Origin of the sequence: Kribbella ginsengisoli (genome assembly GCF_039537185.1) — a bacterium.
Classification (GTDB): Bacteria; Actinomycetota; Actinomycetes; order Propionibacteriales; family Kribbellaceae; genus Kribbella; species Kribbella koreensis.
In genome coordinates this window covers 329,602-356,539 of record NZ_BAABAA010000006.1, presented here as the reverse complement: position 1 = coordinate 356,539, position 26,938 = coordinate 329,602, and the positions used below count along the sequence as shown (strand labels likewise).

Genomic DNA, 26,938 nt, shown 5'->3' with positions numbered 1-26,938 from the left:
CCTCGCCGTCATGCCGGTGCCGGGGCTTCCGCGTGGATCAGGCGGATCACCTGCTGACTCATCGTGTCGTAGTCGTGGTCGTTGGCGACCTCGCCGCGGACCCGGTGGTCGCGCATCACCACGACCCGATCGGCCAGCGTGATCATCTCCGGCAGGTCCGAGGTGATCAACAGGATCGCCAGCCCGTTGGCCGCGAGATCCCAGATCAGCGTGTGGAAGGCATCCTTGGTCCGGACGTCGATCCCCACGGTCGGCTCATCGATGATCAGGATCTCGGTCTTCGCCGCCAGCCACTTGGCCAGCGACACCTTCTGCTGGTTGCCGCCGGACAGTGTGCCGGCCAGTTGCTCAGCCGACGCGATCCGGATCCCGAGCTGCTCGACATAGTCGGCGACCAACGCCGATTCTGCTTTTCGAGGGACATACGACAACCCCGGGATCCACCCGAGCCGCTTCAGCAGCCGGTCCCAGACGGTGACCGCGATGTTGCGGCTGACCGACTGCTCGAGGAAGACACCCTCCTCCTTGCGGTTCTCGGTGACGTACCCGATCTTGTGGTTCTTCAGCGCATCCCGTACGTTCCGGATCCGCACCACCTCACCACGCACCCGTACTTCGCCCGCGGTGATCCGGTCCAGCCCGAGCAACGCCTTCGCCAGCTCGCTCCGGCCCGCTCCGACGAGTCCGTACAGCCCGACGATCTCACCCGGCCGGACGGACAGATCGACATCCACGTGGCCGGTCGCAGTACCGACTCCCGAGAGCTCCAGCAAAGGCGCCGCCTCGGGGACCGTACGCGGCGGCAACTTGAGCGCCTCGTGCACGCGACCGACCATCAGGTCGACCACCTGGTCGCGAGTCAGGTCGGACAACGCCCCCGACTCGAGCACCGACGAGCCGTCCCGCAGCACGGTCACCGTGTCGCAGATCTGGAAGACCTCTTCGAGCTTGTGGCTGACGAACAGCACCGACCGGCCATCGTTCTTCAGCTTCGCGACCACCCGGAAGAGCCGCTCGGCCTCGTTCGGCGTGATCGAGGCGGTCGGCTCGTCGAGCAGCAGCACCCGGCTCTCCACCGACAAAGCCTTCGCGATCTCGACCAGCTGCGCCTGCGCGACGGACAGCTCCGTCACCGGCAGATCCGGATCGAGGTCGAGGTCCAGTTCCGCCAGCCAGCGCGAGGCCTCCGACCGGATCCGGCCGCGGTCCACCAGCCCGCGGGAGGTCGGAAGCTTCTGGAGCAGGATGTTCTCCCCGACCGTGAAGCCCGGGATCAGGTTGCGCTCCTGGTGCACGACACCGATCCCGGCCGACGCCGACTCGTGCGGCGACCCGAAGGCCACTGGCTGGCCGTCGAGCAGCAAGCGCCCGCCGTCCGGCTTGTAGAGCCCGGTGATGACCTTGATCAGCGTGGACTTGCCCGCGCCGTTCTCACCCAGCAACGCATGCACCGAGCCCGCTTCGAGCTTCAGCGTCACACCGTCGAGCGCCCGGACACCCGGGAACAGCTTGTCCACCTCGGAGGCTTCGAAGAGCGTCATGAGACACCTCCGGCCACCGCTGCGTCCGGCGCTTTGACGACGGTTCTTCGCTCTTGCCGACGGGTGCGCACCTGGCCGAGCACGACCGAGCCGAGCACGACGGTGCCGACGACGAAGTTCACCCAGCTCGGTTCGAGGGAGAACTCGGCCCGGGCAGTGTCGACGAAGCGCACGATGAAGGCGGCCAGCACCGTGCCGAGCACAACGGCCGAACCACCGGTCAGCAGGGCGCCACCGATGATCGGCGCGGCGAAGCTCGGCAGCAGCCAGTCGCCGCCGATGCTCTTGTTCACCCCGGGCGAGGACGCGATGGTGAGGATCGCCGCGACGCCGAGGATCGCGCCGGACAGGGTGTGCGCGATGATCACGGAGCGGTCGTTGGAGATCCCCGAAAGCCTTGCGGCGATGGGGTTTCCACCCGAGGCGAGCAGTTGTCGCCCCGGCACGGTCCGGCGCAGCATCACTGCAAGCAGCCCGGCCACCACCAATGCGACCAGGAAGATCAGCGGGAGCACCCCGAACACGGCGTACGAGCCGAAGCTCTTCAGGCCTTGGGGATAAGCGTCGACGGTGCGGGTGCCGACCAGCCGGTACTGGACGCCGAGCAGCACGGTCATCGTGGCCAGCGTGACGATGAAGCCGTTGATCCGGGTGAGCACGACGAGCAGACCGTTCGCCAGGCCGGCCAGCGAGGCGAGCAGGAAGCCGATCAGCAACGCGAGCGGGACAGGGACCCCGTGGTCGGCCATCAGCACGCCCATCGCGCACGCGGCGAACCCGCCGACGGCACCGACGGCGAGGTTGAGTTGGCCCACAGCGAGGACCACCATCTGAGCCAATCCGATCAGCACCGGCACCGCAAGGAACTGAAGCAGTACTCGCAGTGAATTCGCCTCGAGCAGATCACCGTGCGAAGCGATCACCAGGAAGACGAAGAACACCACGCCGATCGCCAGCAAGGTCATCTCGGTCGTCCGCGCGAATCTCAGCAGGGACTTCATCGCTCCTTCACCCCCTGCCGATCGGACAGCACTGTTCGGAACCGGTCGGTCGAGAGCGCGACGAGCAGGATCAGCCCGAGGTAGATGTTCAGGCTTTCGAGCCCGACTCCCAAGAGATCAAGGCCCTTCCGGATCACCGACGTCAGCGCCGTACCGAGCAACGTTCCCCAGACGGAGATGAAGCCGCCGGCCAGCAATGTCCCGCCGAGGATCGGGCCGAGGAACGACGGCAGCATGAACTCCTCGCCGATCGTCGCCTTGATCGAGCCGGTGCTCACCGCGAGCATGAAGCCCGCCAGCGCCGCCAGGCAGCCCGACATCGCGTGCGCCGTGATCACCCGGCGGGCAGTCGGGATGCCCGACAACTCGGCCGCCTTGACCGACGTACCGGTCATCAACAGCTCGCGGCCGAGCTTGGTGCGGCTGTAGATCCAGCCGACCACGACCATCGCGATCACGGCGAACATCGCCAGCTGCGGTACGGCGGGCGATCCGCAGACGTTGCCGATGCAGACGTCCGCGAGCGAGTAGTTGCGCAGCTCGCGCATCCCCGGCGGCTTGGTGACGAAGGCGGCGTTGTCGGTCAGCCCGGTGTAGACGAGTGGGATCAGGCCGAGCAGCAGGAAGTCGAGCGCGAGCGTGACGACGAAGGAGTTGACGCCGGTCCGGGCGATCACCCAGCCGGCGAGGGCGCCGATCGCAGTACCGGCGACCAGGCCGACGAGCAGTCCGGCGTACAGGCTGAAGTGCCAGAGGTCGTACGAGATGCCGGTGATCATCATCGAGAACGCCGCCATCCGGCCGACCGCGAGATTCATGTGGCCGATCGACAGCACGCACATCTGCGCCAGGCCGACCACGGTGAACATCGCGATGTCGCGCAGCAGCGGGAAGACGACGAGTTGCTGGTTGAAGAAGGCCGGGCGCAGGATCCCGAACAGGGCGGACAGCGCCACGACCAGGATCAGCAGGCCGATCCGCTGGTTCGCCCACCACGGAGTACGGCCGCCGCGCGGCTGCTCGACCGGCGCGTCCGGCTCCTGCAGGGCGGCGGTGGCCGTCTCCGAGACGGGTGCGCTCACGAGACCCGCCGGTCGTCGATCGCGTCGCGGTCCCAGTCGATCCCGAGGCCCGGCTCGTCCGGCGCGACAGCGTGGCCGTCGGCGATCTCCATCTCGGACTTCGTGATCGCCCGCAGCTGCGGGATGTGTTCGACGTACCGGCCGTTAGGTACCGCCGCCGTCAGGCTGACGTGGAGCTCCATCAGGAAGTGCGGGCAGACCTCGAGGTTGAAGGTCTCGGCGAGATGCGCCACCTTCAGCCATGGGGTGATGCCGCCGACGCGGGCGACGTCGACCTGGACGATGCCGGCCGCGCCTGCGGCGACGTACTCGCGGAACTGGGAGATCGAGTACATCGACTCGCCGACCGCGATCGGGATCGAGGTCGACTCGGCCAGCCGGACGTGCCCGGTCAGGTCGTCGGCGGGCAACGGCTCCTCGAACCAGCTCAGATCGAGCGGTTCGAAGGCCCGGGCCCGGCGCTTCGCCTCGGCGTACGTCATCGACTGGTTGGCGTCGACCATGATGTCCAGCGCCGGTCCGACGGCATCCCGTACTGCGGACAGCCGCTCCAGATCCTCATGGACCCGCGGCTTGCCCACCTTGAGCTTGACCCCGGGCCAGCCGGCCTTCTGCGACTCGAGCGCGCCGGCGACGAGCTGGTCCGTCGTCAGGTGCAACCAGCCGCCCTCGGTGTCGTAGAGCGGGACACGCTGGCGGAACCCGCCCGCGAGGCGCCAGAGCGGCTCGTCGGCCCGGCGGCAGCGCAGATCCCACAGGGCGGTGTCGACGGAGGCCAGCGCGAGCGAGGTGATCGCGCCGACCGTCGTCGCCCGAGTGGAGGCGAACAGGTCGAACCAGATCGCCTCCACGTTGCGGGCGTCGGCACCGATCAGCCGGGGCAGGAGGTGGTCGCGCAGCATCGCGAGGACGGCGGTACCGCCGGTACCGATCGTGTAGGAGTAGCCCAGCCCGACGTACCCGTCGGTGGTCTCCAGCTCGACGAAGACGGTCTCCTGCTTGAGGAACGCCTGGACCGCGTCGGTCCGGACGGTCTCCACCTCGAGATCGACCAGGAACGCCTCGGCGCGACTGATGGTTGTCTTGGGCAAGGTGTGCACTCCGGTCACTTGCAGCTCAGCTGGGCTGCGAAGTCCTTCTGCAGCTCGGTCGTCTTGGCCTTGCGCTCGGCGTCGTACGTGTCGACGTTGGCCTTGGTGACGACGAACGAGCCGGAGTCGACGATCACGCCGGGGGTCTTCATCGTGCACTGCTTGGAGCCGAGCAGGGCGAGCAGCCAGCCGCCGACGTACGCCTGGCCGACCGGGTTCTGGGTGACCGTCGCGGCGACGCCGCCGGACTTGATCCCGGACAGGATCTTGGCGTCGTCGTCGATCGCGACCACCTTGATCGGGAGCTTGCTGCTGGCAACCCCGTCGGCGGCGGCCACGGCCGGGTTGTAGGCGGTGGTGACGATGCCCTTGATCTCCTTGCCCTTCGAGGCAAGCAGGTCGGCGACCGCCTTCTGCGCGGTCTGCAGGTCCTTGTCGATGTCGGTGATCACCGGCAGCTCGGTCACCTTGCCGTTGGTCTCGGCGATGGCCGTCTTGACGCCGGCGATCCGGCGCTGGGTGTTCGAGTCGACGTTGTTGCCGGTCAGGTGCACGATCGTGCCTTCGCCGCCGATCGCCTCGATCGTCGCCTTGGTCGCCTTGTACGCCGCTGCCTCGACGTCGGTGGACAGGCAGAAGTCGGCCGAGTTGGTGTCACCGGCCGGGCAGGAGGCCAGCGAGCCGACCGCGAAGCCCTTCGACTTCAGGTCCTCGAAGGTGGAGTTGATGTCGGTCGGCGACACCCCGAAGATGCCGAACGCGTTGTAGCCCTGGGCGGCCAGCGAGTTGATCACGTTGTTCTGCTTGCCCTGGTCCCACTCGCCGGTTTCGTTGAACGTCACACCACCGAGCTTGAAATCGGTCTTGTCCTGCTCGGCGGTGGTCTTCCAGGGCTGGAAATAGGGGTGCGCGCCACCGGGGATGAGGGCAAGCTTGACGCTCGAACCGTCCTTGAGCTCGACCGGGCCGCTCGAAGTACCGGTGGAAGCATCGTCTCCGGAGGTGCCGGTGGCGTCGTTGGAGCTCTTGGTGCTGCAGCCGGTTGCGGCCAGCGCAACGACGGCCAGCCCGGCGGCGGTTTTCCGGTAGATCGAGTGGACGGTCATGGGGCTGGCTCCTCAAAGATCCTATAGGATATTGCGTAGCTGATGCTGCCGCTTCACACTGGTGGCGTCAAGACTTGTCGTCATAACGACTGTGCACACCGCCGGTCGGGCATGATGGGGCTTCGGGAGGAGCGACTGTGACAGATGCGCATGTGGGTCTGGCGGGGCAGCTCGCCCGGCTGCCTCAACGGCAGGTGCTGAGCGACGACGTCTACGAGACCGTCAAGGGCCTGATCATGGACAGCGTGGTCGAGCCGGGCACCCGGCTGAACATCGACGCGCTGACCCGCGAGCTGGGCATCTCCCAGACGCCGATCCGCGAGTCGCTGGCCCGGCTGGAGTCGGACGGGCTGGTGATCAAGGAGCCGCTGCGGGGGTATCGGGTGTCTTCACGGCTGACTCGCGAGGAGTTCGAGGACCTGTTCGAGTACCGGCTGCACATCGAGCCGTGGGCGGCCGGCCGGGCGGCTGAGCGGACCGGAGCCGAGGACATGGCTCGGTTGAAGGACGAGATGCTGAGCTACACCGACGTACCGGATCGTCCTGACTACGACAGTTACAAGGCGATGGCCGCGCACGATCAGCGGTTCCACGACCTGGTGCTGGAGCTGTCGGGCAACGAGACAGCTCGGCAGTCCTTCGCGCGCACGCACTGTCACCTGCACCTGTTCCGGCTGTACTACGGCGGCGGGATCGCGACCAAGGCGTTGCGCGAGCACAAGACCGTCGTGGCTGCTGTTCGCAAGGGTGACCCGGTTGAGGCGGCGGCCGCGATGAAGGCACATATCGAAGCGTCCCGGGCCCGGTTGCGGCCTGTGTTCGACCAACTCTGACTCTCTCTTAGGAGTGTTTGTGGAACTGCTGCGCCTCGGCGCGGTCGGCGAGGAGCGCCCGTACGTGCGCGCCACCGACGGCACCGTCTACGACCTGAGCTCCGTCACCGCCGACATCGACGGCGCCTTCCTCGCCTCCGACGGCATCGCTCGTACTCGCACCGCGCTGGCTGATGGCTCCCTGCCGGTGGCTTCGGTCGAGGGGCTCCGCGTGGGCGCCCCGATCGCGAAGCCCGGCGCGGTCGTCTGCATCGGCCTGAACTACGCGGCCCACGCGGCCGAGTCGGGCGCCGAGCCGCCGAAGAACCCGGTCCTGTTCTACAAGCACCCGAACACCGTCGTCGGCCCCAACGACGACATCCTGGTCCCTCGCGGCTCGACCAAGACCGACTGGGAGGTCGAGCTGGCCGTAGTCATCGGCAAGACCGCCCGCTACCTCACCACCGACGAGGAAGCCCTGGCCTGCGTCGCCGGCTACACCATCTCCAACGACGTCTCCGAGCGGGCCCTGCAGCTGGAGGTCTCCGGCGGCCAGTGGTCCAAGGGCAAGTCCTGCGAGACCTTCAACCCCCTGGGCCCCTCTTTGGTCCCCGCTGACGAGATCTCCGACCCGCAGGACCTGACCCTGAAGTCCTGGGTCAACGGCGAGCCCCGCCAGGACTCCAACACCCGAGACATGATCTTCTCGGTAGCCGCCCTGATCCGAGACCTCTCCCAGTACATGACCCTCGACCCAGGCGACATCGTCAACACCGGCACCCCCGAAGGCGTAGCCCTCTCCGGCCGCTTCCCGTACCTGTCAGCCGGCGACACCGTCGAATGCGAAATCCAAGGCCTAGGCAAACAATCCCAAACCCTCACCCAAGCCTGACCCCCCGGAGCCCAGTCATGTTCATCTGGATCCAGGCTATGAACCGCTCGACGAGGAGTCGGTTTCGCTGCTGATCTCGCGGCGTTGATCCTGGGTGTGGGGCACCCAGGAAGAGACGGCCTTCCTTGGGGGGCGTTCTGAGCGTTGACTCGGTTCAACGAATCGGGAAGGCGAGTCAGTTGAGCATCGTGATTGTTACTGGGGGCAGCCGTGGTATCGGGGCTGCTACCGCTATTGCCTGTGCCGAGCGGGGCATGGGGGTTCTGCTTACCTACAACAACAATCCGGAGTCTGCTGAGCGGGTTGTGAAGGAGATCGTCTCGGGCGGCGGTACGGCGGCGGCGTTGAAGCTGGATGTGGCGGACAGTTCTTCGTTCGCGGGGTTTGTCGGTGAGGTTCGGGTGGCTTTGCGGGAGACGTGGGGGCGGGATGGGTTTGAATACCTGGTGAACAACGCTGGGTACGGGCTTTACAACCCCATCGCGACGGTGACCGAGGATGAGTTCGACGGGTTGTTCAAGGTGCATCTTAAGGGGCCGTTCTTTTTGACGCAGGCCTTGTTGCCGTTGATGGTCGATGGTGGGCAGATCGTCAACATGGTCAGTGCTACCAGCCGGACGGCGACCGTCGGAGTGGCGCCGTACGCGAGTTTCAAGGGTGGGCTGGAGGTGCTCACGCGGTACATGGCCAAGGAGTTCGGTGCACGCGGGATCCGGGCCAACTCGATAGCGCCCGGAGCGATTCGGACGGAGCTCGGCGGCGGGCTGACCGATGAGTTCGAGGCGTTGCTGGCTTCACAGACGGCACTGGGACGGGTCGGTGAACCGGAGGAAGTGGGACGCGTCGTCGCGAGCCTGCTGTCCGACGAGAACCGCTGGGTCAATGCTCAGTCCATCGAGGTCTCCGGCGGTTTCCTCATTTAAGGAGCAGGATGCTCGACCATGTTTTCATCTCGGTGAGTGAGCTCGATCGCTCGATCGCCTTTTATACAAGGGTTTTGGCGCCGCTCGGCATCACGACCCGGGTCGACTACGACGGGGCCGACGGTCCGCCGGGGCACCCGGATCTCAAGGGGTTCGGCGCCGATGGGCGGATCTTCTTCTGGCTTCGATCCGGTGACGTGGACAGTCGGGCGGCGCACGTCGGGTTTGTCGCGAACAGTGAGGCGGAGGTGGATGCGGCCTACGCGGCGGCGATCGAAGCGGGGGCCACAGACAACGGCGTACCGGCTGCACGCGTTTACTACGACCCCCGCTATTACGCGGCCAATGTGTTAGATCCGGACGGCTACAGTCTCGAGTTCGTCTACAAGAGCTGGCAGCACTGAACTCAGACGGCCGCGCCGAACCACTTGCCCAGTTGGGTTTCCAGGGATTGCTGGTCCTCGCCGATCCAGACGACGTGCCCGTCCGGGCGCAGCAGGGCGGCGGGGAAATCCAGTTCGTCGCTGCCGTCGATCACGTGGTCGACCCGGTCGGCCCAGCCGCCGATCGAGAGTTTGCCGGACTGATCCAGGAGCAGGCCGCGGCCCTGATGCATCAGGGCGTACAGGCGGTCGTGCTTCAGGACCACGTCCTTCAGCCGGCGACCGAGGAGATGCGGGCCGTCGCCGAAGTCGTACCGGATGTCGACCGACATGATCAGCTGGGTCAGGTACCGGTTCACCTCGTCGAAGTCCATCAGGTCGGACACCAGGCGGCGTACGGCCTGTCCGGCGGGATCGTTGGACATCATCAGGCCTTGGGCGACGACGTTGTCCAAGACGCTGGCCGCAACCGGGTGCCGCTCGACGTGGTAGCTGTCGAGCAGGCCATCCGGTGCCCAGCCGTTGACCTCGGCGGCCAGCTTCCAGCCGAGGTTGAACGCGTCCTGGATGCCGAGGTTGAGGCCCTGCCCACCGATCGGCGGATGCACGTGCGCCGCATCGCCGGCCAGCAGCACCCGGCCGGTCCGGTACTGCTCCACGAGCCGCGTGGCGTCGCTGAACCGGGACGTCCAGCTCGGCGAGTGCACCCCGAAGTCGGTACCGGCCGTGGCGATCATCTGCTTGCTGATCTCCTCGATGGTCGGTGGGATCCGCGGATTCTCCGACACCCCGGCGGCCGGTACTACGACGCGGTACATCCCGTCCCCGACCGGCCCCGCGCCGAACCACAGCTCGGTCTTGCGGACCTCGGTCATCACCTCGGTGACGGTCTCCGGCGACGCGGTCAGTTTCAGCTCGGCCAGCAGCGCCTCCCTGGTCGCCTCCTGGCCGGGGAAGGCGATGCCGATCAGCTTCCGCACCGTACTGCGGCCGCCGTCGCAGCCCACGAGGTAACGCGAGCGGAGCTCCGTACCGTCGGCCAGCTCGACCGTCACGCCTTCGGCATCCTGGCTCAGCCCGACCAGCTCGGCTCCGCGCCGGATGTCGGTGCCGACCTCAGCGGCGTGCTCGGTCAGCACACGGTCGGTGACTGGCTGGAGGATGCCCAGCGTGTACGGGTGGTTGGTGTCGAGGTGCTCCGGCGCCGGCTTGCGGATGCCGGCGAAGAAGCCGCCCACCGGGTACTTCGTGCCGAGCGCCAGGAACCGCTCGAGCAGCCCGCGCTGGTCCATCACCTCCACGGTGCGCGCGTGCATACCGAGCGAACGGACGATCGGAGACGGCTCCAGGAGCCGCTCCAGGACGACCACCTGGACGCCGTGCAGTCGCAGCTCGGCGGCCAGCATCATGCCGGTCGGTCCGCCACCGGCGATGATCACGTCAATCATTCACAATCCCCCAAGGTCGCTTTTGCCCTGATTTTGTTCAGGTTTCTGGCTACGGCGAGTGATTCTCCAGCACACCCCGGGCCTTGCGGCAAGCCCACCCCTGCGCTATAAATTGGTTGTGGCAAGGAGATGCACTTCTCCTTGCCTATTGTTTTGCCCATGACCTCAGTTGTGCGCACGGTGACCTTCGACGCCCGTGACCCCTACGAACTGGCCGGCTTCTGGCTCAAGGTACTCCGCGCCGAGCGCCCCGCGGACGACTTCCCCGGCGAGCAGTACGCCGCGGTGAACACCCCCGAGGTGAACCTCCTCTTCGAACAGAACAACGACGAGAAGACCACCAAGAACCGCCTCCACCTGGACCTGGTCCCCGACGGCCCCCGCGATACCGAAGTCGAATGGCTCCTCACCCTCGGCGCCACCATCACCGCAGACTTCCGAGAGCCCGACGGCACCGGCTGGGTCGTCATGCAAGACCCAGAACACAACGAATTCTGCGTCCTCCGAAGCGCCGCCGAACGAGAAGCCACCAGCTGACCCACTCGTCGGACGGGTGCGTGGGGAACTAGTCGGTGCGTGGGGTTTGGCCGGTGAAGGTTATTCGCCAGTCTGTGGTCCAGGCGTGGACTGTGATGTCGAAGCCGTTGTGGTGGGCGGATAGGCGGTGGTGGCCGGCTTCTGGTGGGGTGGTTTCGGTTTGCCAGCCTCGGGCTTGGAGGGCGGCGGAGGCGGCGGCTATGGCCCAGGCTGGGTCGGGTGAGGTTGGGTTGCCGGTTTCTACGGTGACGCTGGAGACGGTGGCGGGGGCCCGGCCGTCGAAGAGGGCGCCGGGGTTTACAGGGCCGGGGTCGTGGGTGACTACCGGGCGCTGGGTTGGTACGACGATTGCTGCGACCGCGAGTAGTTCTTCGCGGAGGAACTCTCGGGCGTCGGTCATCGCTGCGGCCCCCGGGGTCGTCGTGAGTGCGCTGGGCCAACGGGTCTCGACGGGATACGCGCTCCGTCCGGGACGCTGCCGGGCCGGCGAGAGCCGTCCGCGGGCTGGCGGGAGCCGTCGGCGGGCTGATGGGAGCCGTCGGGGCGGCGGGAGGTTTCGGTGGCGCGGCGGGCCGTTTCGCGGGTGGGGTTGGTGACTGCCACTACACCGTCATACACCTTGGCGGCTGCGCCGGAGAGCTTTCGGAGGCCGGGGCCCCAGGCCAGGTGGGTTTCCTGCATCGGGGTGGTGTCGGTTCTCGAGATGTGGGCGAGGTCGCCGCGGACCACTCGGCCGACGTTGCGCAGGGATTCGCTGTTGGTTCGGTAGTACTCGTTGTGCCAGTGCACGGAGACCGCCTCGTCGGAGGCCAGCGGATCGGCTGTTGCCATCCGGATCGCGTCGGGGAAGTCGGCGGGATCGGGGCCATGCCATTGGGTGTAGGCGACGTAATCGCCCGGTGCGCGTTCGACGTACAGGCGCGTCGGCGGCGCGACCAGGTCCGTTGCCTGGTCGACGTGTTTGTCGATGCCCGGGCTGCCGGTCATGACCACCCTGTCCGGGTGCGCGCCGTTCAGCAGGGCCTGCCCGACCACCTCGGTGCCGTAGCTGTGGCCGACCACCGTAACCATTGCCGAGGGCAACTTGACCTCGGACACCGAGTCGATGAAGGCGGCCAGGCGAGGCGCGGCCTCCAGCGCGGGCGCCTTGCTCATCGCGGCGGGGATCCCCTGCGGCGAGTCGTAGTCGAGCCAGACGATCACGGCGGTACCAGGCCCAGCCTCATGCCGGATCGCCTCACCACGGTCCGCCTGCCCGCCGAAAGTCTCCAGCGAGTTGCCCATCCCAGGCACCAGCAAGGCCACGTTGCGCGCCGACGACAGATCACCCAGTACTTCGACCGCCCGCCCCTGACCCTCGACATCGACGGACCAGAAGTGCCGGTACCGCTGCACCGGTACGACGTTGCCCGAGGCATCGGCCTCGGCAGTCAGCACCGGCCTCAGCAGGTCGTTGACCGTGTCCAGCCGAGTACGGTCCTGCTTGCTCGCAGTCTCCGCGTCGACCGCCGCCTGCAACCGCTCACGCGCGGCAACCAGCAGCGCATGGTTCGCCTCGAACCGTGCGTCGAGTTCTCCCGGCATCGCGACTCCCCGTCAGCGCGCTGTCACCGAAACCTCACCTTGGGCTCCCGGCAGTGTGGCACCCGAAGCCCCGGACGGGAAGAGCCGGCTCAGCTGGTTCGCACGGTATCGAGACGTCGCCGGGCAGCAATCGCTACGACGACCAGCACCAACAGCAGGACCACGGGCGGTCCGGCCCGCCGCACGTACTCCCCGGCGAACCCCCGATCGATCATGTCCGTCCCGACGCCGGTACACGCGCCCCGCTCCCGCGGATCCAGCACAACAGGGATCTCCCCACCAACCGTGCGCCCCGGCAACTCGCTGTGCGCCAGGTCGACGAAACACTCCTGCCCGTCCGGCCCGGCCACCCACACCGTCTGCGCCACGCCACGATCATCCGCCAGCCCCAACTCGAGAACCTTCGCCGTACTCCGGGTCCCGTCCGCCCGCAGCCAGTCCAGTTCCCCCGAGTCAGCTCGCACACTCCGGATCCCGTGCGCCGCCCAGATCAGCAGCACCGCCGCGATCAGTACGGCGGCCCCCGTCAGCACCCGCGCCGGAGTACTGTCACCGGCCAACCTTCGCAGGACACTCATCCGATCGCCGCCTTTCGTCGCAGCCACCCACTGGAATCGAGCAGCGCGAACAACCCACCGCCGGACACCAGCAGTCCGATACTGATCACCGTCGCGGCAGAGTCAGCGGCCGGGTGCAGCAGCCACGCCCAGCCGCGCACCTCGTTGTCGATGTTCTTCCCGAAGAAAAAGGTGCAGAGGGCAAGTAAACACGACGGCAACCAGGCCAGGTCAGCGCCCAGCAGCGCGGCGCCGGCCAGTCCGGCTCCGAGGAATGCCGCCGCGTTCCTCGCTGCCGTTGCGACCGTACCGGCTTCCTCCGCCCCACTGGCCGCCGCTGCCGCGAGACCGACGGCCACGACGGTCAGCACGAGGGCCCAGAACAGCCGGGCGCCGGTCAGACGTGAAGAAGCGACCATCGACTCCAAGGTCGCCATCGCCGTCGCAGTCGCACCTGCGAGCGGAATCGTCAGGATGACCGGCAGCAGCGGCGAACTGCGCACCACCGCGTCGCCCGGCACGAAGGGAACTCCGATGTTCTGGCCCTGCAGACAGTAGGACAGCGCCAGCAGAGCGAGCAGGATCACGCCGGTGCGCAGCGTCCAGCGCGAGCGGACGAAGTACAGCACCGGCAACCGCACGGAGCTCGGGGAGAGACTCATCTGGGCAGCGCCACGGAGGCCGAACAGTTCCAGACGCCGGTGAACAAGGTCGCCAGCGCTCGATGCTGCTCCTCCTTGGTCCCCCGATCGAGGGCCTGCACAGCTTCCGGCGGAAACGAGCCGTCCTCCACCGAATCCGTCCGGGTCTGCAGCCAGCCGTCCAGCGCGGCCCGAGACATGATCACGTTGTCCGGCGGACCCGCCGTCGCGGTCAGGTCGTCGCACATCTGCGCCCCGGAGAACGCCCGCGCGACCTCCCGGCGAAGCGCGCGTTCGTCATGCAGGGTCGCGCCGGACACCAGCAGGCCGGCCTGGCCCTTCGGCACCGACGTGGCACCCCGCGAGATGACGTCGACCCGGGCCGGTCCCGAGGTGACGCCGCCGGCTCGGAGGGCGGTGACGGCCCGGCCGACCGCGGCGTCGATCTCGGCCCGCTTGGAGACCATGGACATCGGCACACAGACCTCCGGGCTGGAGCCGGCACACTGTCGAGGCTCCGGATGCAGCTCGAGCATGGGTCCTGAGTAGACCCAGACCAGGATCACCGAGACCACCGCTGCCACGGTCAAAGCAGTCGTCCGCAGCAGGTCGGCCAGGCGCCCCCAAGATGACCAGCGCAGCGGTAGGGCGAGCAGCACGACGGCCACATACAGGGCCGCTTTGGGCCACAGGTAGCCACCGGCATACCGAAGATCGACGAAGTCGGCAGCGCCGGTACCGACCTGGGTGAACCGCCGAAATCCCCACTGCGCCAGCAAGGTGTTCGCGGCAAGCATTCCCAACAGCAAGGCGGGTGCGGCGAGCGGACCGTTGCTCACTCCACCGATCAGGGCCCCGAAAGCACAGCAGGCCAGCACAGCGATGAACTGCACCAGGAGGGCTCGCGGATCGATCTCGCCGATCGCTCCGGATACGCGGGCGATCACCAGGTGAGTCGTGACCACGATGCAATGGACAAGCACGGCGACGATCCCGACCGGGAGCCAGCTCGCTCGCCAGATCAGTCCCGGGACGGGAAGCCCCTCCTGCAGGCCCTTGAGGCTGAGGCGCCAGCGGTAGGCGTTCCAGGCACAGACACCGGCCAGAACCGGGCCCGCGAAGAAGAGGTAGACGCCCGGACGATCGGCAGCACGCGGATACTCGAACCGCCAGAGATCGAACTCCGAGACCAGGCCGTAGCTGGCCAACCCCAGCAGGACCGGGAGCAGCAGCGCGCAGGTCCACAACGCCAGGCGGTCCGCCAGCCACCATGGAGAGGATTTCCGCAGGCCCGGTTCCGCGGCCGGTGGCGTCTGACGCAGGGTGGTACCGGCGGCGCTCATTCGGACTCTCCGTCCACGCCGGTCAGCCGCAGGAACGCCTGCTCCAGCGGCGACGCGAAGGTGGAAGCGGTCGTCTCGCCCGCCCTGACCAGGTCGCCGAAAGCCCGCGAGGTTCCCTCGTAGACGACCCGGCTGCCAGCCAGTACGACCATCTTCCCGTCGGTCAGATCGACGTCCTCGAGCAGATGAGTGCTGCAGACGATCGCGACCGTCGCCGACAGTTCGACCAGCAGCTCGCGCATCTTCACCCGGCGGCCTGGATCGAGCCCGACAGTCGGTTCGTCGAGCAGCAACAGCTGTGGGCCGTGAACCAGAGCCTGTGCGATACCGGCGCGGCGAACCATGCCACCTGACAGCTGGTCGAGCCGCTCGCCGGCCCGGTCCGCCAGTCCGACCGTGGCCAGCGCCTTCGTCACCGCTTCGTCGATGCTTGCGGTCGGCAACTGCCTCAACCAGGCCATGTAGGCGACGAAGTCGCGGACCCGCATATGGCCGGGATAGCTGAAGTCCTGCGGCAGATAGCCGATCTGACGGCGCAGCTGGGTGCCGCTCAGCCGGCCGGTCCGCTGTCCCAGCAGATCGATCCGGCCGGACCGCGGTGTCTCGGCCCCCAGCAGCAGCCGGAAGAAGGTGGTCTTGCCGGCACCGTTCTCACCGACGAGAAAGGTGAGGCCGTCCCCGATCCCTACGGATACCTCGCGCAGTACCTCACGACGGCCGTAACGGAAGGACACTGCGTCTAGTTCGATGATCGGGGACGACCCCATGGTCTACCTGTTCTCTGCTAGCTGGATGTCGGGCCGGTCGGCGTCAGTCGTCGTACTTCGCGCCACGCAGGTACGACCCGCTCGCGCAGGTGTCGGGAGCCGACACCACGTTCCAGCACGTCTTCATCTGGCCGCGACCGCTGTTCCCGGTCGGGTCGACACCGTTCCAGGTCTCCCAGTACTTCCAGGAGCTGCTCGCGTTCGAGCCGGAGTTGCTCGAACCGTGCCCGTGCCAACCCGTCTGGCACGAGATGCCGCCGCCGGCGTCGGACCAGGAGCTCACGTAGCAGTAGTTCCCGTTGGAGTACCAGTCGTGCTGGGTGAAGGCTCCCCGGTCACCACCGTTGTACCCCGACACTGCCCGGGATGCGGACCAGTCCTGGATGCGCGAACCGCGCCCCGCATCCTCCTTGTATCCCTGCCAGCTCCCGTAGGAGTATCCGGCAGGCTTCCAGCCGGCGAAGTTGACGGCCTGCGGACTCGACGACGATGCCCACGGACCGCCGGGCAGCGCTTCGGCAAGACTCGCCCCACCCACGACCGCGACTGCTGTTCCCACCAGCACCGCGGTCAGGCGTCTACGACGATTCATCTGTTCCTCCCTCGTCCCGGCTCGATGAGCCGGGCTCGGCGCCGGTCGGTGGCCTCACGCTCACGACTCGGCTCCGCTTACGGTAGGTACAGACGCAGTCACCGACAATGAAAAAGTCTATGCCAAAAGTGGCAATCCGGTCGGCGCCGGTGGGAAATCGATGCCCGAAGCACCAATGCGGTTGCCCCCGGCAAGCACAGGCGGCCGGGGGCAGGTCGTGACTCAGCGGAAGGCGAGTGACCAGTTGCCGGCGTGGGCCGACAGGTGGAGGACCGACAGAGGGCGTACGTCGACATGCCGCAGGGACTCGGCGGGCGCGTCGAGGACGTAGAGCACGGCCGCTCGGACCACCGCCGGGTGCACCACCGCCGCCACCGTACGCCGATCCGCCTGGCCCCGGTCGCCGTTATCCACAACCCCGGAACCATCCGCGTCGGAGCCGCCGAAACCCCCAGCGCCCGCGGACCGAGTCAGGTCGCCGAGCCAGTCGGCCACCCGCGTGATGACGTCGTTCTCGGTCTCGCCACCGGGTGGGGCCGTGTGCGGACGCTCGAGCCAGGTCGCCACCGCACCCGGCGATGCCTCGAGCAACTCCTCCAGCTCGCGCCCGGTCCAGTCGCCGTACTCCCGGTCTCGCAGCGCCGGCACCACGACGGGCGACAACCCCAGCGCCGACGCCGTGGCCAGCGCGGCCGTCTCCGGCCCGCAGTAGATCTCGTCGGCGACGATCTTCAGCTCGCGCGCCGCCTCGACCCCAGCAGGGTCGGGTGCGGCGTCACCGCCGAGGACCAGGCCCCGGAGGGCGGGAGTCAGCGCATGCGCGACCAGCGTCAGAGACGTCAAGCGGCAACCACCTCAGAGTCGACCTTCGCCGTACGACGGTCGATCGCCGCCGCGTAGCCGAGCCCGAGGAGCAGCCAGAGCGTGGTCTGGGTGCCCAGCGAGGCCAGCCGGAACTTCCAGAGCAGCGTAGCGGGGAACGTCTCCGGAACCTCGTTGATCGCGGGCAGCAACAGGTACGCGGCGACCACGGTCAGCAGGAACGCGCCTCCACCGACGGCCAGCCGGATCCAGGGAGCAGTGCCGAAGCGGGCCGACCAGCGCGACGCGGCGACGCCGGCCCAGACGGCGAGCAGGCCGATCACCAGGGTCAGCAGGTAGGTGATCGTCCGCTTGGTGATCGTGTCGGGGTCGCCGACCGCGGGTGGGTTCGGTGGGTACTTGAGGAACGGGATCAGCACGATCCCGACGTACCCGGCGGCGGCCAGCCCCAGGGCGGCGTACGAATCGCTGCTGGTCCGCAGGCGGCGGCGCAGGAGCGTGAAGCCGACCGCGAAGATGCCGCCCAGCGCAACGCCGTACAGGGAGGTGGCCAGGAACAGCCCGGCTCGCTGGCCGTCACGGCTGACGAGGGGCTTCTCCTCGGCCTCGTGGCTGTGCCCGGCGGTCGAGCCGTCGTCATGGCTGTGCGCGGCCGCGTTGGCCTCTTCGATCGCGATCGCGGAGTCGATGTGCGATTCGCCCATCACGTACGCGAAGGTTCCGGCCAGCAGGCCGGCGAAGAGTCCGACGATCAGTCCGCGCACCAGGAGGGATCCGAAGGTGCGCATGGCAGTCCTGTCGTTCAGAGAGGTGGTACTACGGCAGGACTCAGTGGCACGGGACGCCGAGCAGGTGCCGGCCGTCGTGCATCAGCTCGTGCAGGTACATGCCCGAGCGCGACAGGGCGCCCTGGTCGAAGCCGACGAGGTACGCGAGCATCAGCGCCAGGACGACGGTGACGAGAGCGATCGCGAGCAGCCGGGGCGAGATGGCCGGGACTGCGACTGAGCGAGCAGGCGTGGTTGCCGACATCGGAGACCTCCTAGGGAAGTGCGCGTCCCTAATCGAAAGGCTGCTGGTGCCTGAGCGTCCTGACTCACGAGCAAGCTCGTTCACAGTGGCGCGGCCGTACCGGTCTCTCACCGGTTTCCCTCATGGCACCGCAGGTTGTCCCCCGAAAGGTAGTCGCCCGCTTCCACCGGGGTCAACGCGCTGACCACGCCCAGGTGATCTTTCCCACCCGGGCGCGGTCGGACAACGGCTCAGCGGTGGTACGTCACCTCCAACTTGGCGCTGTCGCCGTAGAGCTTCTTCCACTGGAGCCGGTCGCCCTCGTTGGGAGCCCGAAGCCCCAGCGTCACGAACTGGTGCTGCACGTCCACAGCCTGCTGCACGACGTCCGGCCCGATGGAGAAGGTCAGCTTCTGGTCCGGCTGCCCCGCACCGGGATAGGCGGCACCTGATGCCGAAGCGACCAGACCGAGCCATGAGCCGGCGAAGGTATTCCAGGTCACCGGTACGTCGGGGTCGATCGGAGCCGTCGACCACAGCTCGACCGGCGTCGGATTCGGACCCGGTGTGTGGTCGAGAACGATCGAGAAGCTGACCGACTCGATCACACCAGCGGCCAGCTCGGCGATGCTGAACCGGAACATCGATCGCCAGAGTCCGCTGCCGCCGAACTCGAGCCCGGCCTTGGCGCGATCGCGATCGAAGGCCCAGTACGACGTACTCGCCCTGGCCTGGTTGATCTGGGTCCACGCGTCGGTGGACTGCGCGAAGGTGAGTGTGCCGGAGGCGCTCGCCTGACCGGCCGACAGGACAATGGGAGCGGCGACCGCCGCGGCGGCGAAGCCCAGGACGGTACGGCGGCTGTGTGTCTGCATGTGGATGAGGTCCCTCGGGCTCGACGATTCGGGATCCTCACCGTGCCAGCTCGGACTAGACCGGAAAACCGTTTCGAAGGTGGTCGAAGGTCTGCTCCGAGGCGCGAAAAACTCCGGGCGGCAGGGCGGCGAGCCACCTACCCTGAGGAGATGCCTTCCGCTCATCACCTGGTCGCCTTTGCGATCACCGCGTTCATCATCATCGTCGTGCCTGGGCCGAGCGTGCTGTTCATCGTCGGGCGCGCGCTGACCGTCGGGCGGCGTGAGGCGGTGCTGACGATGCTCGGTAACACCGTGGGGGCCGCGGTGATGCTGGTTGCGGTGTCGCTCGGGCTCGGGGCGCTGATTGCGGCCAGTGCGATCGCGCTGACGATCGTGAAGCTGGCCGGTGCGGCGTACCTGGTTTATCTCGGCGTGCACGCCTTCCGCTCTCGCAAGTCGCTGGCCGAGGCGCTGAGTAGCGGCGTCAAGCCGGGGAGCGCTCGCCGGGCGCTGCGTCAGGGCTTCCTGGTCGGCGTGACGAACGCGAAGACGGCGGTGTTCTTCGCGGCCGTCCTGCCGCAGTTCGTCGACAAGAACGCGAGCACCTCGGCGTCGGTGCAGATCCTGCTCCTGGGCACGGTCTTCCTGCTCATCGCGCTCTGCTCCGACGGCCTCTGGGCGCTCGTGGCGGGCACGGCGAGGAACTGGTTCGCCCGCTCACCCCGCCGGCTCGAAATGGTCGGCGGCACCGGTGGCCTGATGATCATCGGCCTCGGCGCCAGCATCGCGGTTACCGGAGCGAAGGACTAGCGGAGCGCCACCACACACCAAGCCGGCGAGGCCGAACGCGGCCGCGCTCAGCATGGGTCGGGTGGTGGGCGCTCAGGCGGGTTGGTGTGTGGTGACGGTCCGCCTCCCGGCCAGCACGCCGATCAGGGCGAGCAAGGCGGGTAGGCCGAAGGCGGTTAGGTAGGCCGTGGTGGGTGAGTGGGGGTAGATGGTGGCGAAGAGGGTTCCGCCGATCGCCAGGACTGTGGCTGTGGCGAGGGCGTCGCTGAGTTGGAGGGCGGAGCTGTTGGAGCCCTGTTCCTCGCGAGTCGAGTACTCGAGGACCAGTACCGAGACGGTCGGGAAGACGGTACCCATGCCGAGGCCGGTCAGGCCCCAGCCGAGGATGCCGACGATGACCGGGACGTGCGGGTTGAGCGTGAGGGTCGCGGTCACGATGCCCAGGACGATCGAGACCATGCCGGCCTGCAGGAAGACCGAGTGCGAGAACGGCTGGACCGGCCGGCCCCGGTACCACGACGCCATCGTCCAGGAGAGCGCGCTGACCGTCAGTACCAGCCCGGCGAACGCCGGCGACAGCCCCCGCTCGCGAGTCAGCATCAGCGGCAGGAACACCTCAGCGCCGAACCCCGCCGCCGCGACCAGCCCGCGCAACGCGATAACCGCAGGCAGCCCGGACGAGATCCGGAACGTTCCCTTGGGCAACAACTTCGGCGCGAAGGCCGCAACTCCGGTCAGCCCCAGCACAACCAAAGCAACCTGCAGCGCGCCGCTCTGCTGACCGCCGTAATTCAACACTCCGACGCCCACGGCGGCCGCGACCGCCCAGAGTGCCTGCCGATCCCACAAAGATCCCGCCTTCACGACCGACCCGGCGTTGGCACCGGCCAGCCCGGGCCGCATCACGAGCACCGCCGGAACGGCCAGCGCCGGTACTGCGAGGAACACGATCCGCCAGCTCGTGTGCTCGACGATCAGCCCGGCGATCGCCGGCCCGACCAGCGACGGCACGACCCACCCGGTGGCGAAGGCGGCGAAGATCCGGGCCCGGAGCTCCGGCGGGTACAGGTGTCCGACGACGACGTACAGGGCGACTGTGACCAGACCGCCGCCGAAGCCTTGAATGATGCGACCGGCGACCAGCACCTCCATCGTCGGCGCGGCTCCGGCGATGATCAGACCGAGCAGGAACCAGCCGGTGCCGTACCAGAGCGGCCGGATCGGGCCCTTCAGATCACTCCAGGTGCCCGATACGACCATCGCGACCACACTCGACGCGAGCGGGCCGCCGAACGCGAGCGCGTACAGCGCCAGCCCGTCGAGCGCCTGCGCCACGGTCGGCATCGCGGTGGTGACGGCGAGGTTCTCGAACGCGATCAAGGTGATCAGTGCGACCATCCCGATCGTCAGCGCCCGGTACTGCGGCGCCAGCACGCCGGCGGCCCGGGGTTCGATCGCGATGTCGGCCGGCTGGTCGGCGGTTGTCGTCATGCCGAGCAGCCTCATCTATCAAGTGCACTTGAAGTCAACGCGGTGAGTTCAAGTGCACTTGATGGAGGTCAGGCAACGGCGGCGAGGACGAGCGCGATGATCGGCGGTCCCGCCTGCAGCACGGCCGAGCGGGCCATCCGGCGGTCCGAGGCGATCAGCACGATGCCGGCGCTGGCCATGCAGGCGCAGGCGAACAGCGCGATCGCGTGGCCCTTGTCGCCACCGGCGATCAGTCCGCCGATCGCGCCGAGGGCGAGGAACAGGTTGTAGAAGCCCTGGTTGAAGGCCCACGGCTTGGAGATCGTTGCCTCGGCCTCGTTCGGGATCAGGAACCGCTTGTAGGTGCTCGGCTTCATGAAGAGCAGGCTCTCCATCGCGAAGACGGCAAGGTGGAAGACACCGGCGAGGACGACGAAGATCTGCGCGATCGTGTTCACGAGCGAACGGTACCGCGAGTCACGAACGCACGAGCCGGATTGTCGACGAAGAGTTGTGTCGCGATCTCAGCGCCGAAGGTACGGACCAAGCGCGGTCGTAGGCCGGTCAGCAGGTAGGGGATGCCGGGGCCTTCGCCGGTGGCTGCCCGGGCTCGGGCGGTGGTCGTGTCGCCGCCGAGCAGCAGGCGGTCGGCGTACCCGGCGTCGATGAGCGCGGCGAGGCAGTCGAAAAGGCGTGGATCGGTCGCGTTGTTGGCTCGCGACGGGCCGTCGAAGGCGAGGAACGATCCCCGCGCGGCCAGTTCGAGGTGAAACCGATGATCCGGGAATCGGTTGAGATGCCCGAGGATCACACTCTCCGGCGCGACGCCGGACTCGTCGACCAGCAGATCCAGTACTGCGTCCGCCGCGCTCCCCAGCTCGTGATGGATGGCAATCGGCGCCCCGGTCGCGTGCTGCGCCTCGGCGGCGGCGACCATCACCACCCGCGCGTGCTCATCAAGAACGTGGAACCCGCCGGCGACCTTGATCAACCCCGCCTTGACGCCGCTGTCGCCGATCCCCTCGGTCAGCTCACGCACGAAGATCTCCGCAAGCCGCGGCCGCACCTCGTCCACCAGCCCAGCGGGGTAATGCTCCGCGCGGTGCAACCCGGTCGCCGCAACGAGATGAATCCCTGTGTCAGCAGAGATCTTGGCCAGGTCGGCCGCTTGACGACCGAGCCCGTACGGCGTCCACTGCACGATCGCCTGCCCACCCGCAGCCTTGAAATCCCTGACCTCAGCAGCCGCCGCGTCGGCATCATCCAGCTCTTGCCCCGGCAGCAACGCACTCCGAAAGAACAGATGATCATGCGAGTCAGTAACCCCAAGCTCCCCAGCCGGCAGCTCCCCCAACACAGTCCTGACCGTCACGCCTGTCCTTCCCCACAACAAAGTTGAGCCCGCCCAGGCTATGCCTGGGCGGGCTCAACTCGGTAAGCAGTTCTCGCCGAGCGGGCGAGTGGCCGGAGCGAGCTAGCGGCGATGCCGCGGGCTAGTGCCCGGGGCCGCGCCGCCGGCCCGTACCGGTGGTTGGCTAACGGCTACGCCGCGCGCCACCGGCACGGGTGCCGGCGGAGAATGCGGCTGCTCCAGCCGGACGGCTGCTGGCGCCGGGGGTGGTGGTGCTGTAGGTCTTCGGCGCGGCCGATGAACCGCCGCGACCTTGGGACCGGGTTTTAGTCTGGCTTCCGCCAGTGCGGCCGCCGCCCTGTCCACCGGAGCCGTTGCCCCGGCCGCCACCGCTCGCACCGCGACCTGCACCAGCGCCTGAGCTGGTTGCGGAGCCGGAGCGCTCGGAGCGGGGGCCGCCTGCGCTCTTGCCGGAGCCGGAGCCAGTGCCCCGGCCTGAGCCGGTGCCGCGTGTGGAGCCGGCGCCTCGTGCGGAGCCAGATGCACCGCGGCCTGCGCCGCGACCGCGACCGCCGCCGCCTGCTCGGCGTACGTCGTCGTCGGCGACCACCTTGATGGTCGGGGTGACGAAGGTGCGTTCGCCGGGGGCCAGCTCAGCGAGCAGCGGGTCGCCGACGCGGAGCTTGGTGACCGTGGCGGCGATACCGGCCTTGCGGGTGAGGTCGCGGACGTCGCGGACCTGGTCGTCCGTCATCAGCGTGACGACGGTGCCCTCGGCGCCGGCGCGCGCAGTACGGCCGGACCTGTGCAGGTACGCCTTGTGCTCGATCGGCGGGTCGGCGTGGATGACCAGCGTGACGTCGTCGACGTGGATGCCGCGCGCCGCGATGTCGGTCGCGACCAGCGTCTTGGCGGAACCGTCGGAGAAGGCCTCCAGGTTGCGCGTCCGAGCGCCCTGCGACAGGTTCCCGTGCAGCTCGACAGCCGGAACACCCTGCGCGATGAGCTTCTTGGTGAGCGACTTCGCGCCGTACTTCGTCCGCGTGAAGACCAGCGTCCGGCCCGGCGCCGCGGTCAGGTCGACGAGCACCGGCAACCGGCTGTCGGACTGAACGTGCAGCACGTGGTGGGTCATCTTGGCCACCGGCGACTGCGCCGAGTCGACGCTGTGCGTGACCGGCGACTTCATGAACCGCTTGACCAGGACGTCGACACCGGCGTCCAGCGTGGCCGAGAACAGCAGCCGCTGGGCGTTCGCCGGAGTCGCCTCCAGGATCCGCCGGACGGCGGGCAGGAAGCCGAGGTCGGCCATGTGGTCGGCCTCGTCCAGCACGGTGATCTCGACCTGGTCGAGCTTGGCGTGACCGGTCTTGACGTGGTCCTCGAGCCGGCCCGGGCAGGCGATCACGATGTCGACGCCGCGCTTCAGCTGGGTGATCTGGGGACCCGCGCCGACGCCACCGAAGATGGTCATCGTGCGCAGGTCGAGCGCGTCGGTCAGCGGCGTGATGGAGGCCTGGATCTGCGTCGCCAGCTCCCGCGTCGGCGCCAGGATCAGCGCGCGCGGGTGGTTCGGCCGGCGCTTGGTGCTGCTCGTGGTGAGCCGGGCCAGCACGGGCAGGACGAACGCGTAGGTCTTGCCGGAACCGGTCCGGCCGCGGCCGAGCACGTCCTTGCCGGCCAGCGAGTCAGGCAGCGTCGCCGCCTGGATCGGGAACGGCTTGAGGATGCCGGCGGCCGCCAGCGCCTTGACCAGCCCGGCGGGTACGCCGAGGTCGTCGAAGGTCAGGTTCTCGTCGACGACGGTCGGTGCGACCTCGGCGTACGACGCCTGCTTGCTCTCGGCAACCCCGCGACCGCTGTCGGCGGAACCACGGCGACCGGCCTCGGAGGCGGTCACCGGCCGGCCGGAGCCGGCCGCGGAGTTGTTGCCGTCGGCACCGGTACGGCGCCGGCGACGGGGGCGCGCCGGGGCCTCACCCTGGGCGCGCGGGGGTCGTGCTGAGGTAGAAGGGGTGGAATTGGGCGTGGTGTTGCTGGGGCGGCGTGCCGCCATGAAGTACTCCAAAAGATCGGGGGGTCGTCCTGCCCGGCGCAGCTTTTGAGCCGCGGCGCGTGGTGGTCGACTGCTAGCGCAGCGTATGCACTGAGATCGGCCCGAGGCAGAACTGGGCGGGCCGTCACATTCAGTGTACGGCACTGGCCGACCTCTGGCAGAGAGTTACCTGATCTGGGTATCTTTCCGCCGTGACCGCCGCTGAGGAGTACCGCGTAGCCCCCCCGACCGTAGGCACCGAGCGCGAGCTGCTGCAGGCCTACCTCGACTTCCACCGGGGCACGTTGCTGTGGAAGACCTCGGGACTGACCGGGGAGCAGCTCACCGAGAAGGCGATCGAGCCGTCCACGATGAGCCTGATCGGGCTCGTCCGGCACGCGACCGAGGTCGAGCGGTACTGGATCCAGATCTGCCTCGACGGCCGTTCGTTCGACCTGCTCAAGACCTGGAGCCAGGAGTTCCCCGACGGCGACTTCGACCTGGTCGACCCCGAGCGCGTCGAGGAGGACTTCGCCGACTTCCGCGAGACGACCAAGCTGAACGACGAGATCCTGGCCGGCTATGACCTCGACCACACCTTCGTCCGCCCACGGGTCGGCACCGAGCACACCGTGCGCTCCCTGTACTTCCACCTGATCCAGGAAGCCGCCCGCCACAACGGCCACGCCGACCTCTTCCGCCAGCACCTCGACGGCTCGACCGGCGAGTAGTACTCAGACGCCCTTGAGCTGGCGGATCACGCCGACCAGGTCGTTCACGACGCCCTTCACACCGGGGATGCGGGTCAGCCGCAGCAACCTGTCCACCAGCGGCACTGTGCTGGTGATCAGCAGCTTCGTGCGGCGCAGCCCCGAGCTGTCGTCGTGCACCCAGAACAGGACGATCCCCATCTGCATGAGCCAGAGCAGCTCCGGCAGCTCTGCTCGCAGGTCGGCGGGGAGCTTGAGGTCCGAGCCCTCCACCACCTGACGGAAGATCTCGATACTCGCCTCCCGGGCCGGCCGGGACTCCTCACTGAACGGTGACAGCGGGCTCTTCGGCTCGGCCGCCGTCTTGAAGAACGTCCCGGCGAACTCGTGATAGGGCTCGGACACGTCGAGCCAGCTCCGCAGTACGCCGGTGAGCCGCTTGGTGAACGACTTGTCGCCGGCCAGGATCTCCTGCACTGCTTCGCGATGCAGCACCTGCAGGTGGTCGTAGTACGCCTGCATCAGGTGCTCTTTGGAGCTGTAGTAGTAGTACGCGTTCCCGACCGACACCCCCGCCTCGGTGGCGATGGCCCGCATGGTCGTCTTCCCGTACCCCTGCTCCCGGAACAACCGCAGAGCCGTCGACAGAATCAGCTCACGCGTCTGCTCACCCTTGGCGGTCGCACCGTCCGTCACATCCGTCAGCGTAGTCACCCCCGATCAACTCCGAGTTCCTGCTCCGCAACCCCGCCGCCACCTGCACCATCGCCCGCGCCACCGGCCGCATCGCCGGACTTGCCAGCCGTACTGCGGTCGCCCGGTACTCCCAGGTCGCCCACAGACACACGATCCACGCCCGGTCGCCGACGTACACCGCTCCGTCGTCGGCGACCACCGTCACCTCGCGCAGTGTGGCCGCATGGTCCAGCTCCGGGTAGCGCCGCCTGGCTTCCGTCGACCCCGCCGCGACGAATCCGAGCCGCACCACTCCACCCAGGCCGTTCGGCCCTGGCTTCTGCCCCGCCAACCACTCCTTGAAGCGGCGGCAGAGGCCGCACTGCGCGTCGTACAGGACCACCAGCTCTTGCATGGTTCGTCAGTAGCCCGAGGGCATCGGCTGCTGGGTGCCGGTCAGCGGAGGCTGGAAGGGAGCGGTACCGACGAAGGTGTTCGCGGGGACTGGGGGTGTGGTCATCTCCTCCAGGCGGCTGCGGCGGCGGATCGCGTTGAAGGTCCAGACGTTGAGGAGGTGCAGGACGCCCAACACGACCATCACGATGCCCAGCTTCACGCTGAGTTGCTCGAGTACGCCGCGGGCGTCGACCACGGTGCTGCCGGACCGCAGGAAGAGCGTGACGAAGCCCAGGTTGACCAGGTAGAAGCCGACCACGAGCAGCCGGTTCACTGCGTCGGCGAAGTCCTCGTTGCCGTGGAACACGTCGACCAGGAAAATCCGCCCGTTCCGGCTCAGGGTCCGCGCCACCCAGATCGTCAGCGGCACCGCGATCAGCAGGTAGATCAAGTAGGTGACCACCGTCATTCTCACCACGTCCTCACGTTTTGAACACGTTCAACTCTCTGACAGGACGACAG

31 protein-coding genes and 1 riboswitch are annotated in these 26,938 nt (G+C 68.0%); of the genes, 7 read left to right on the top strand and 24 right to left on the bottom strand.

From position 1 onward, the window contains the following. Positions 1-8 precede the first annotated feature (8 nt). The 5 genes from ABD768_RS22765 to ABD768_RS22745 are packed head-to-tail and all read right to left on the bottom strand — an operon-like array spanning position 9 to position 5,821. Positions 9-1,541 (bottom strand): sugar ABC transporter ATP-binding protein, encoded by a 1,533-nt coding sequence (locus tag ABD768_RS22765; protein WP_344843726.1) that lies wholly within the window; start codon positions 1,539-1,541, stop codon positions 9-11. Next, the gene (locus ABD768_RS22760) at positions 1,538-2,542 is read right to left on the bottom strand and encodes an ABC transporter permease (protein WP_344843723.1); all 1,005 of its coding nucleotides are present in this window, start codon (positions 2,540-2,542) and stop codon (positions 1,538-1,540) included. The genes ABD768_RS22765 and ABD768_RS22760 overlap by 4 nt, the downstream gene beginning before the upstream one ends. Further along, positions 2,539-3,624, bottom strand: a complete 1,086-nt coding sequence (locus ABD768_RS22755; protein ID WP_343981969.1) for an ABC transporter permease — start codon at positions 3,622-3,624, stop codon at positions 2,539-2,541. The genes ABD768_RS22760 and ABD768_RS22755 overlap by 4 nt, the downstream gene beginning before the upstream one ends. Continuing rightward, on the bottom strand, positions 3,621-4,724 hold the full coding sequence (locus tag ABD768_RS22750; protein WP_344844029.1) for a mandelate racemase/muconate lactonizing enzyme family protein: 1,104 nt from the start codon (positions 4,722-4,724) through the stop codon (positions 3,621-3,623). The genes ABD768_RS22755 and ABD768_RS22750 overlap by 4 nt, the downstream gene beginning before the upstream one ends. A 5-nt stretch (positions 4,725-4,729) precedes the next feature. Then, on the bottom strand, positions 4,730-5,821 hold the full coding sequence (locus tag ABD768_RS22745) for a sugar ABC transporter substrate-binding protein (protein WP_344843719.1): 1,092 nt from the start codon (positions 5,819-5,821) through the stop codon (positions 4,730-4,732). Between the two features lie 137 nt (positions 5,822-5,958). Between ABD768_RS22745 and ABD768_RS22740 the strand changes: the two genes are divergently transcribed. The 4 genes from ABD768_RS22740 to ABD768_RS22725 all read left to right on the top strand — a co-directional run bounded on the left by ABD768_RS22740 (position 5,959) and on the right by ABD768_RS22725 (position 8,852). Further along, positions 5,959-6,654: a GntR family transcriptional regulator gene (locus ABD768_RS22740; RefSeq protein ID WP_343981977.1), complete on the top strand. Its 696-nt coding sequence runs from the start codon at positions 5,959-5,961 to the stop codon at positions 6,652-6,654. 19 nt (positions 6,655-6,673) lie between these two features. Then, entirely contained in the window at positions 6,674-7,525 is an 852-nt protein-coding gene (locus ABD768_RS22735; protein ID WP_344843712.1) for a fumarylacetoacetate hydrolase family protein, read from the top strand. A gap of 188 nt (positions 7,526-7,713) precedes the next feature. Further along, complete coding sequence (locus ABD768_RS22730; RefSeq protein WP_344844026.1) at positions 7,714-8,448, top strand: SDR family NAD(P)-dependent oxidoreductase; 735 nt, start codon at positions 7,714-7,716, stop codon at positions 8,446-8,448. An 8-nt stretch (positions 8,449-8,456) separates the two neighbouring features. Beyond that, entirely contained in the window at positions 8,457-8,852 is a 396-nt protein-coding gene (locus ABD768_RS22725; protein ID WP_343981985.1) for a VOC family protein, read from the top strand. Between the two features lie 2 nt (positions 8,853-8,854). Here ABD768_RS22725 and rox read toward each other — a convergent pair whose 3' ends face one another. Beyond that, positions 8,855-10,279 carry a rifampin monooxygenase gene (gene rox, locus ABD768_RS22720; RefSeq protein ID WP_344843708.1) on the bottom strand — a complete coding sequence of 475 codons (1,425 nt, stop codon included), beginning with the start codon at positions 10,277-10,279 and terminating at the stop codon, positions 8,855-8,857. Positions 10,280-10,438: 159 nt separating this feature from the next. Between rox and ABD768_RS22715 the strand changes: the two genes are divergently transcribed. Then, positions 10,439-10,816, top strand: a complete 378-nt coding sequence (locus ABD768_RS22715; RefSeq protein WP_343981991.1) for a VOC family protein — start codon at positions 10,439-10,441, stop codon at positions 10,814-10,816. Positions 10,817-10,844: 28 nt separating this feature from the next. Here the strand turns inward: ABD768_RS22715 and ABD768_RS22710 are convergent, their stop codons facing one another. The 11 genes from ABD768_RS22710 to ABD768_RS22660 all read right to left on the bottom strand — a co-directional run bounded on the left by ABD768_RS22710 (position 10,845) and on the right by ABD768_RS22660 (position 19,008). Continuing rightward, positions 10,845-11,216, bottom strand: coding sequence for a hypothetical protein (locus ABD768_RS22710; protein WP_343981993.1), 372 nt, complete (start codon positions 11,214-11,216; stop codon positions 10,845-10,847). Further along, positions 11,213-12,400, bottom strand: a complete 1,188-nt coding sequence (locus tag ABD768_RS22705; RefSeq protein ID WP_344843705.1) for an alpha/beta hydrolase — start codon at positions 12,398-12,400, stop codon at positions 11,213-11,215. The genes ABD768_RS22710 and ABD768_RS22705 overlap by 4 nt, the downstream gene beginning before the upstream one ends. 89 nt (positions 12,401-12,489) lie before the next feature. Next, positions 12,490-12,978: a hypothetical protein gene (locus ABD768_RS22700; protein ID WP_344843702.1), complete on the bottom strand. Its 489-nt coding sequence runs from the start codon at positions 12,976-12,978 to the stop codon at positions 12,490-12,492. Further along, complete coding sequence (locus tag ABD768_RS22695; RefSeq protein WP_343982002.1) at positions 12,975-13,619, bottom strand: hypothetical protein; 645 nt, start codon at positions 13,617-13,619, stop codon at positions 12,975-12,977. The genes ABD768_RS22700 and ABD768_RS22695 overlap by 4 nt, the downstream gene beginning before the upstream one ends. Further along, positions 13,616-14,941: a hypothetical protein gene (locus ABD768_RS22690; protein WP_343982006.1), complete on the bottom strand. Its 1,326-nt coding sequence runs from the start codon at positions 14,939-14,941 to the stop codon at positions 13,616-13,618. Before ABD768_RS22690 ends, ABD768_RS22695 begins: the two co-directional genes overlap by 4 nt. Beyond that, positions 14,938-15,708 (bottom strand): ATP-binding cassette domain-containing protein, encoded by a 771-nt coding sequence (locus ABD768_RS22685; RefSeq protein WP_343982009.1) that lies wholly within the window; start codon positions 15,706-15,708, stop codon positions 14,938-14,940. The genes ABD768_RS22690 and ABD768_RS22685 overlap by 4 nt, the downstream gene beginning before the upstream one ends. 43 nt (positions 15,709-15,751) lie before the next feature. Beyond that, complete coding sequence (locus ABD768_RS22680; RefSeq protein WP_343982012.1) at positions 15,752-16,300, bottom strand: hypothetical protein; 549 nt, start codon at positions 16,298-16,300, stop codon at positions 15,752-15,754. Positions 16,301-16,522: 222 nt separating this feature from the next. Then, positions 16,523-17,143, bottom strand: a complete 621-nt coding sequence (locus tag ABD768_RS22675; protein WP_343982015.1) for a histidine phosphatase family protein — start codon at positions 17,141-17,143, stop codon at positions 16,523-16,525. Further along, complete coding sequence (locus tag ABD768_RS22670) at positions 17,140-17,910, bottom strand: CbtA family protein (RefSeq protein WP_344843696.1); 771 nt, start codon at positions 17,908-17,910, stop codon at positions 17,140-17,142. The genes ABD768_RS22675 and ABD768_RS22670 overlap by 4 nt, the downstream gene beginning before the upstream one ends. A 40-nt stretch (positions 17,911-17,950) precedes the next feature. Next, positions 17,951-18,154, bottom strand: coding sequence for a CbtB domain-containing protein (locus ABD768_RS22665; RefSeq protein WP_328331054.1), 204 nt, complete (start codon positions 18,152-18,154; stop codon positions 17,951-17,953). A gap of 54 nt (positions 18,155-18,208) precedes the next feature. After that, a riboswitch (cobalamin riboswitch) is annotated at positions 18,209-18,273 on the bottom strand. A gap of 111 nt (positions 18,274-18,384) precedes the next feature. Beyond that, a complete protein-coding gene (locus ABD768_RS22660) occupies positions 18,385-19,008 on the bottom strand; it encodes a hypothetical protein (RefSeq protein WP_344843693.1) in 624 nt (207 codons plus the stop codon). 150 nt (positions 19,009-19,158) lie between these two features. Between ABD768_RS22660 and ABD768_RS22655 the strand changes: the two genes are divergently transcribed. Next, the gene (locus ABD768_RS22655) at positions 19,159-19,800 is read left to right on the top strand and encodes a LysE family translocator (RefSeq protein WP_344843689.1); all 642 of its coding nucleotides are present in this window, start codon (positions 19,159-19,161) and stop codon (positions 19,798-19,800) included. A gap of 72 nt (positions 19,801-19,872) precedes the next feature. Here ABD768_RS22655 and ABD768_RS22650 read toward each other — a convergent pair whose 3' ends face one another. The 4 genes from ABD768_RS22650 to ABD768_RS22635 form a co-directional block, all read right to left on the bottom strand. Further along, positions 19,873-21,270, bottom strand: coding sequence for an MFS transporter (locus ABD768_RS22650; RefSeq protein WP_344843686.1), 1,398 nt, complete (start codon positions 21,268-21,270; stop codon positions 19,873-19,875). Between the two features lie 68 nt (positions 21,271-21,338). Continuing rightward, on the bottom strand, positions 21,339-21,707 hold the full coding sequence (locus ABD768_RS22645) for a DUF1304 domain-containing protein (protein WP_344843683.1): 369 nt from the start codon (positions 21,705-21,707) through the stop codon (positions 21,339-21,341). After that, complete coding sequence (locus ABD768_RS22640; protein ID WP_344843681.1) at positions 21,704-22,621, bottom strand: phosphotriesterase family protein; 918 nt, start codon at positions 22,619-22,621, stop codon at positions 21,704-21,706. Before ABD768_RS22640 ends, ABD768_RS22645 begins: the two co-directional genes overlap by 4 nt. Before the next feature lie 163 nt (positions 22,622-22,784). After that, positions 22,785-24,656: a DEAD/DEAH box helicase gene (locus ABD768_RS22635; protein WP_344843679.1), complete on the bottom strand. Its 1,872-nt coding sequence runs from the start codon at positions 24,654-24,656 to the stop codon at positions 22,785-22,787. Positions 24,657-24,847: 191 nt separating this feature from the next. On the opposite strand from ABD768_RS22635, the gene ABD768_RS22630 reads away from it, so the two are divergent. Next, on the top strand, positions 24,848-25,366 hold the full coding sequence (locus tag ABD768_RS22630; protein ID WP_344843676.1) for a DinB family protein: 519 nt from the start codon (positions 24,848-24,850) through the stop codon (positions 25,364-25,366). A 3-nt stretch (positions 25,367-25,369) separates the two neighbouring features. Here the strand turns inward: ABD768_RS22630 and ABD768_RS22625 are convergent, their stop codons facing one another. Genes ABD768_RS22625 through ABD768_RS22615 form a run of 3 tightly spaced genes read right to left on the bottom strand, consistent with a single transcriptional unit; the run spans position 25,370 to position 26,885 of the window. Then, positions 25,370-26,041 carry a TetR family transcriptional regulator gene (locus tag ABD768_RS22625; protein WP_344843674.1) on the bottom strand — a complete coding sequence of 224 codons (672 nt, stop codon included), beginning with the start codon at positions 26,039-26,041 and terminating at the stop codon, positions 25,370-25,372. Then, on the bottom strand, positions 26,013-26,435 hold the full coding sequence (locus tag ABD768_RS22620) for a thiol-disulfide oxidoreductase DCC family protein (RefSeq protein ID WP_343982044.1): 423 nt from the start codon (positions 26,433-26,435) through the stop codon (positions 26,013-26,015). The genes ABD768_RS22625 and ABD768_RS22620 overlap by 29 nt, the downstream gene beginning before the upstream one ends. A 6-nt stretch (positions 26,436-26,441) precedes the next feature. After that, positions 26,442-26,885, bottom strand: coding sequence for a hypothetical protein (locus tag ABD768_RS22615; RefSeq protein ID WP_343982046.1), 444 nt, complete (start codon positions 26,883-26,885; stop codon positions 26,442-26,444). Between the last annotated feature and the right edge of the window lie 53 nt (positions 26,886-26,938).

What these genes read in the sequence shown, in the direction of transcription:
- ABD768_RS22765 (WP_344843726.1), bottom strand. Translation starts at nt 1,541, where the DNA reads ATGACGCTCTTCGAAGCCTCCGAGGTGGACAAGCTGTTCCCGGGTGTC.
- ABD768_RS22760 (WP_344843723.1), bottom strand. Translation starts at nt 2,542, where the DNA reads ATGAAGTCCCTGCTGAGATTCGCGCGGACGACCGAGATGACCTTGCTG.
- ABD768_RS22745 (WP_344843719.1), bottom strand. Translation starts at nt 5,821, where the DNA reads ATGACCGTCCACTCGATCTACCGGAAAACCGCCGCCGGGCTGGCCGTC.
- ABD768_RS22725 (WP_343981985.1), top strand. Translation starts at nt 8,457, where the DNA reads ATGCTCGACCATGTTTTCATCTCGGTGAGTGAGCTCGATCGCTCGATC.
- rox (WP_344843708.1), bottom strand. Translation starts at nt 10,279, where the DNA reads ATGATTGACGTGATCATCGCCGGTGGCGGACCGACCGGCATGATGCTG.
- ABD768_RS22715 (WP_343981991.1), top strand. Translation starts at nt 10,439, where the DNA reads ATGACCTCAGTTGTGCGCACGGTGACCTTCGACGCCCGTGACCCCTAC.
- ABD768_RS22710 (WP_343981993.1), bottom strand. Translation starts at nt 11,216, where the DNA reads ATGACCGACGCCCGAGAGTTCCTCCGCGAAGAACTACTCGCGGTCGCA.
- ABD768_RS22705 (WP_344843705.1), bottom strand. Translation starts at nt 12,400, where the DNA reads ATGCCGGGAGAACTCGACGCACGGTTCGAGGCGAACCATGCGCTGCTG.
- ABD768_RS22700 (WP_344843702.1), bottom strand. Translation starts at nt 12,978, where the DNA reads ATGAGTGTCCTGCGAAGGTTGGCCGGTGACAGTACTCCGGCGCGGGTG.
- ABD768_RS22695 (WP_343982002.1), bottom strand. Translation starts at nt 13,619, where the DNA reads ATGAGTCTCTCCCCGAGCTCCGTGCGGTTGCCGGTGCTGTACTTCGTC.
- ABD768_RS22690 (WP_343982006.1), bottom strand. Translation starts at nt 14,941, where the DNA reads ATGAGCGCCGCCGGTACCACCCTGCGTCAGACGCCACCGGCCGCGGAA.
- ABD768_RS22685 (WP_343982009.1), bottom strand. Translation starts at nt 15,708, where the DNA reads ATGGGGTCGTCCCCGATCATCGAACTAGACGCAGTGTCCTTCCGTTAC.
- ABD768_RS22680 (WP_343982012.1), bottom strand. Translation starts at nt 16,300, where the DNA reads ATGAATCGTCGTAGACGCCTGACCGCGGTGCTGGTGGGAACAGCAGTC.
- ABD768_RS22670 (WP_344843696.1), bottom strand. Translation starts at nt 17,910, where the DNA reads ATGCGCACCTTCGGATCCCTCCTGGTGCGCGGACTGATCGTCGGACTC.
- ABD768_RS22665 (WP_328331054.1), bottom strand. Translation starts at nt 18,154, where the DNA reads ATGTCGGCAACCACGCCTGCTCGCTCAGTCGCAGTCCCGGCCATCTCG.
- ABD768_RS22660 (WP_344843693.1), bottom strand. Translation starts at nt 19,008, where the DNA reads ATGCAGACACACAGCCGCCGTACCGTCCTGGGCTTCGCCGCCGCGGCG.
- ABD768_RS22655 (WP_344843689.1), top strand. Translation starts at nt 19,159, where the DNA reads ATGCCTTCCGCTCATCACCTGGTCGCCTTTGCGATCACCGCGTTCATC.
- ABD768_RS22650 (WP_344843686.1), bottom strand. Translation starts at nt 21,270, where the DNA reads ATGACGACAACCGCCGACCAGCCGGCCGACATCGCGATCGAACCCCGG.
- ABD768_RS22635 (WP_344843679.1), bottom strand. Translation starts at nt 24,656, where the DNA reads ATGGCGGCACGCCGCCCCAGCAACACCACGCCCAATTCCACCCCTTCT.
- ABD768_RS22620 (WP_343982044.1), bottom strand. Translation starts at nt 26,435, where the DNA reads ATGCAAGAGCTGGTGGTCCTGTACGACGCGCAGTGCGGCCTCTGCCGC.
- ABD768_RS22615 (WP_343982046.1), bottom strand. Translation starts at nt 26,885, where the DNA reads ATGACGGTGGTCACCTACTTGATCTACCTGCTGATCGCGGTGCCGCTG.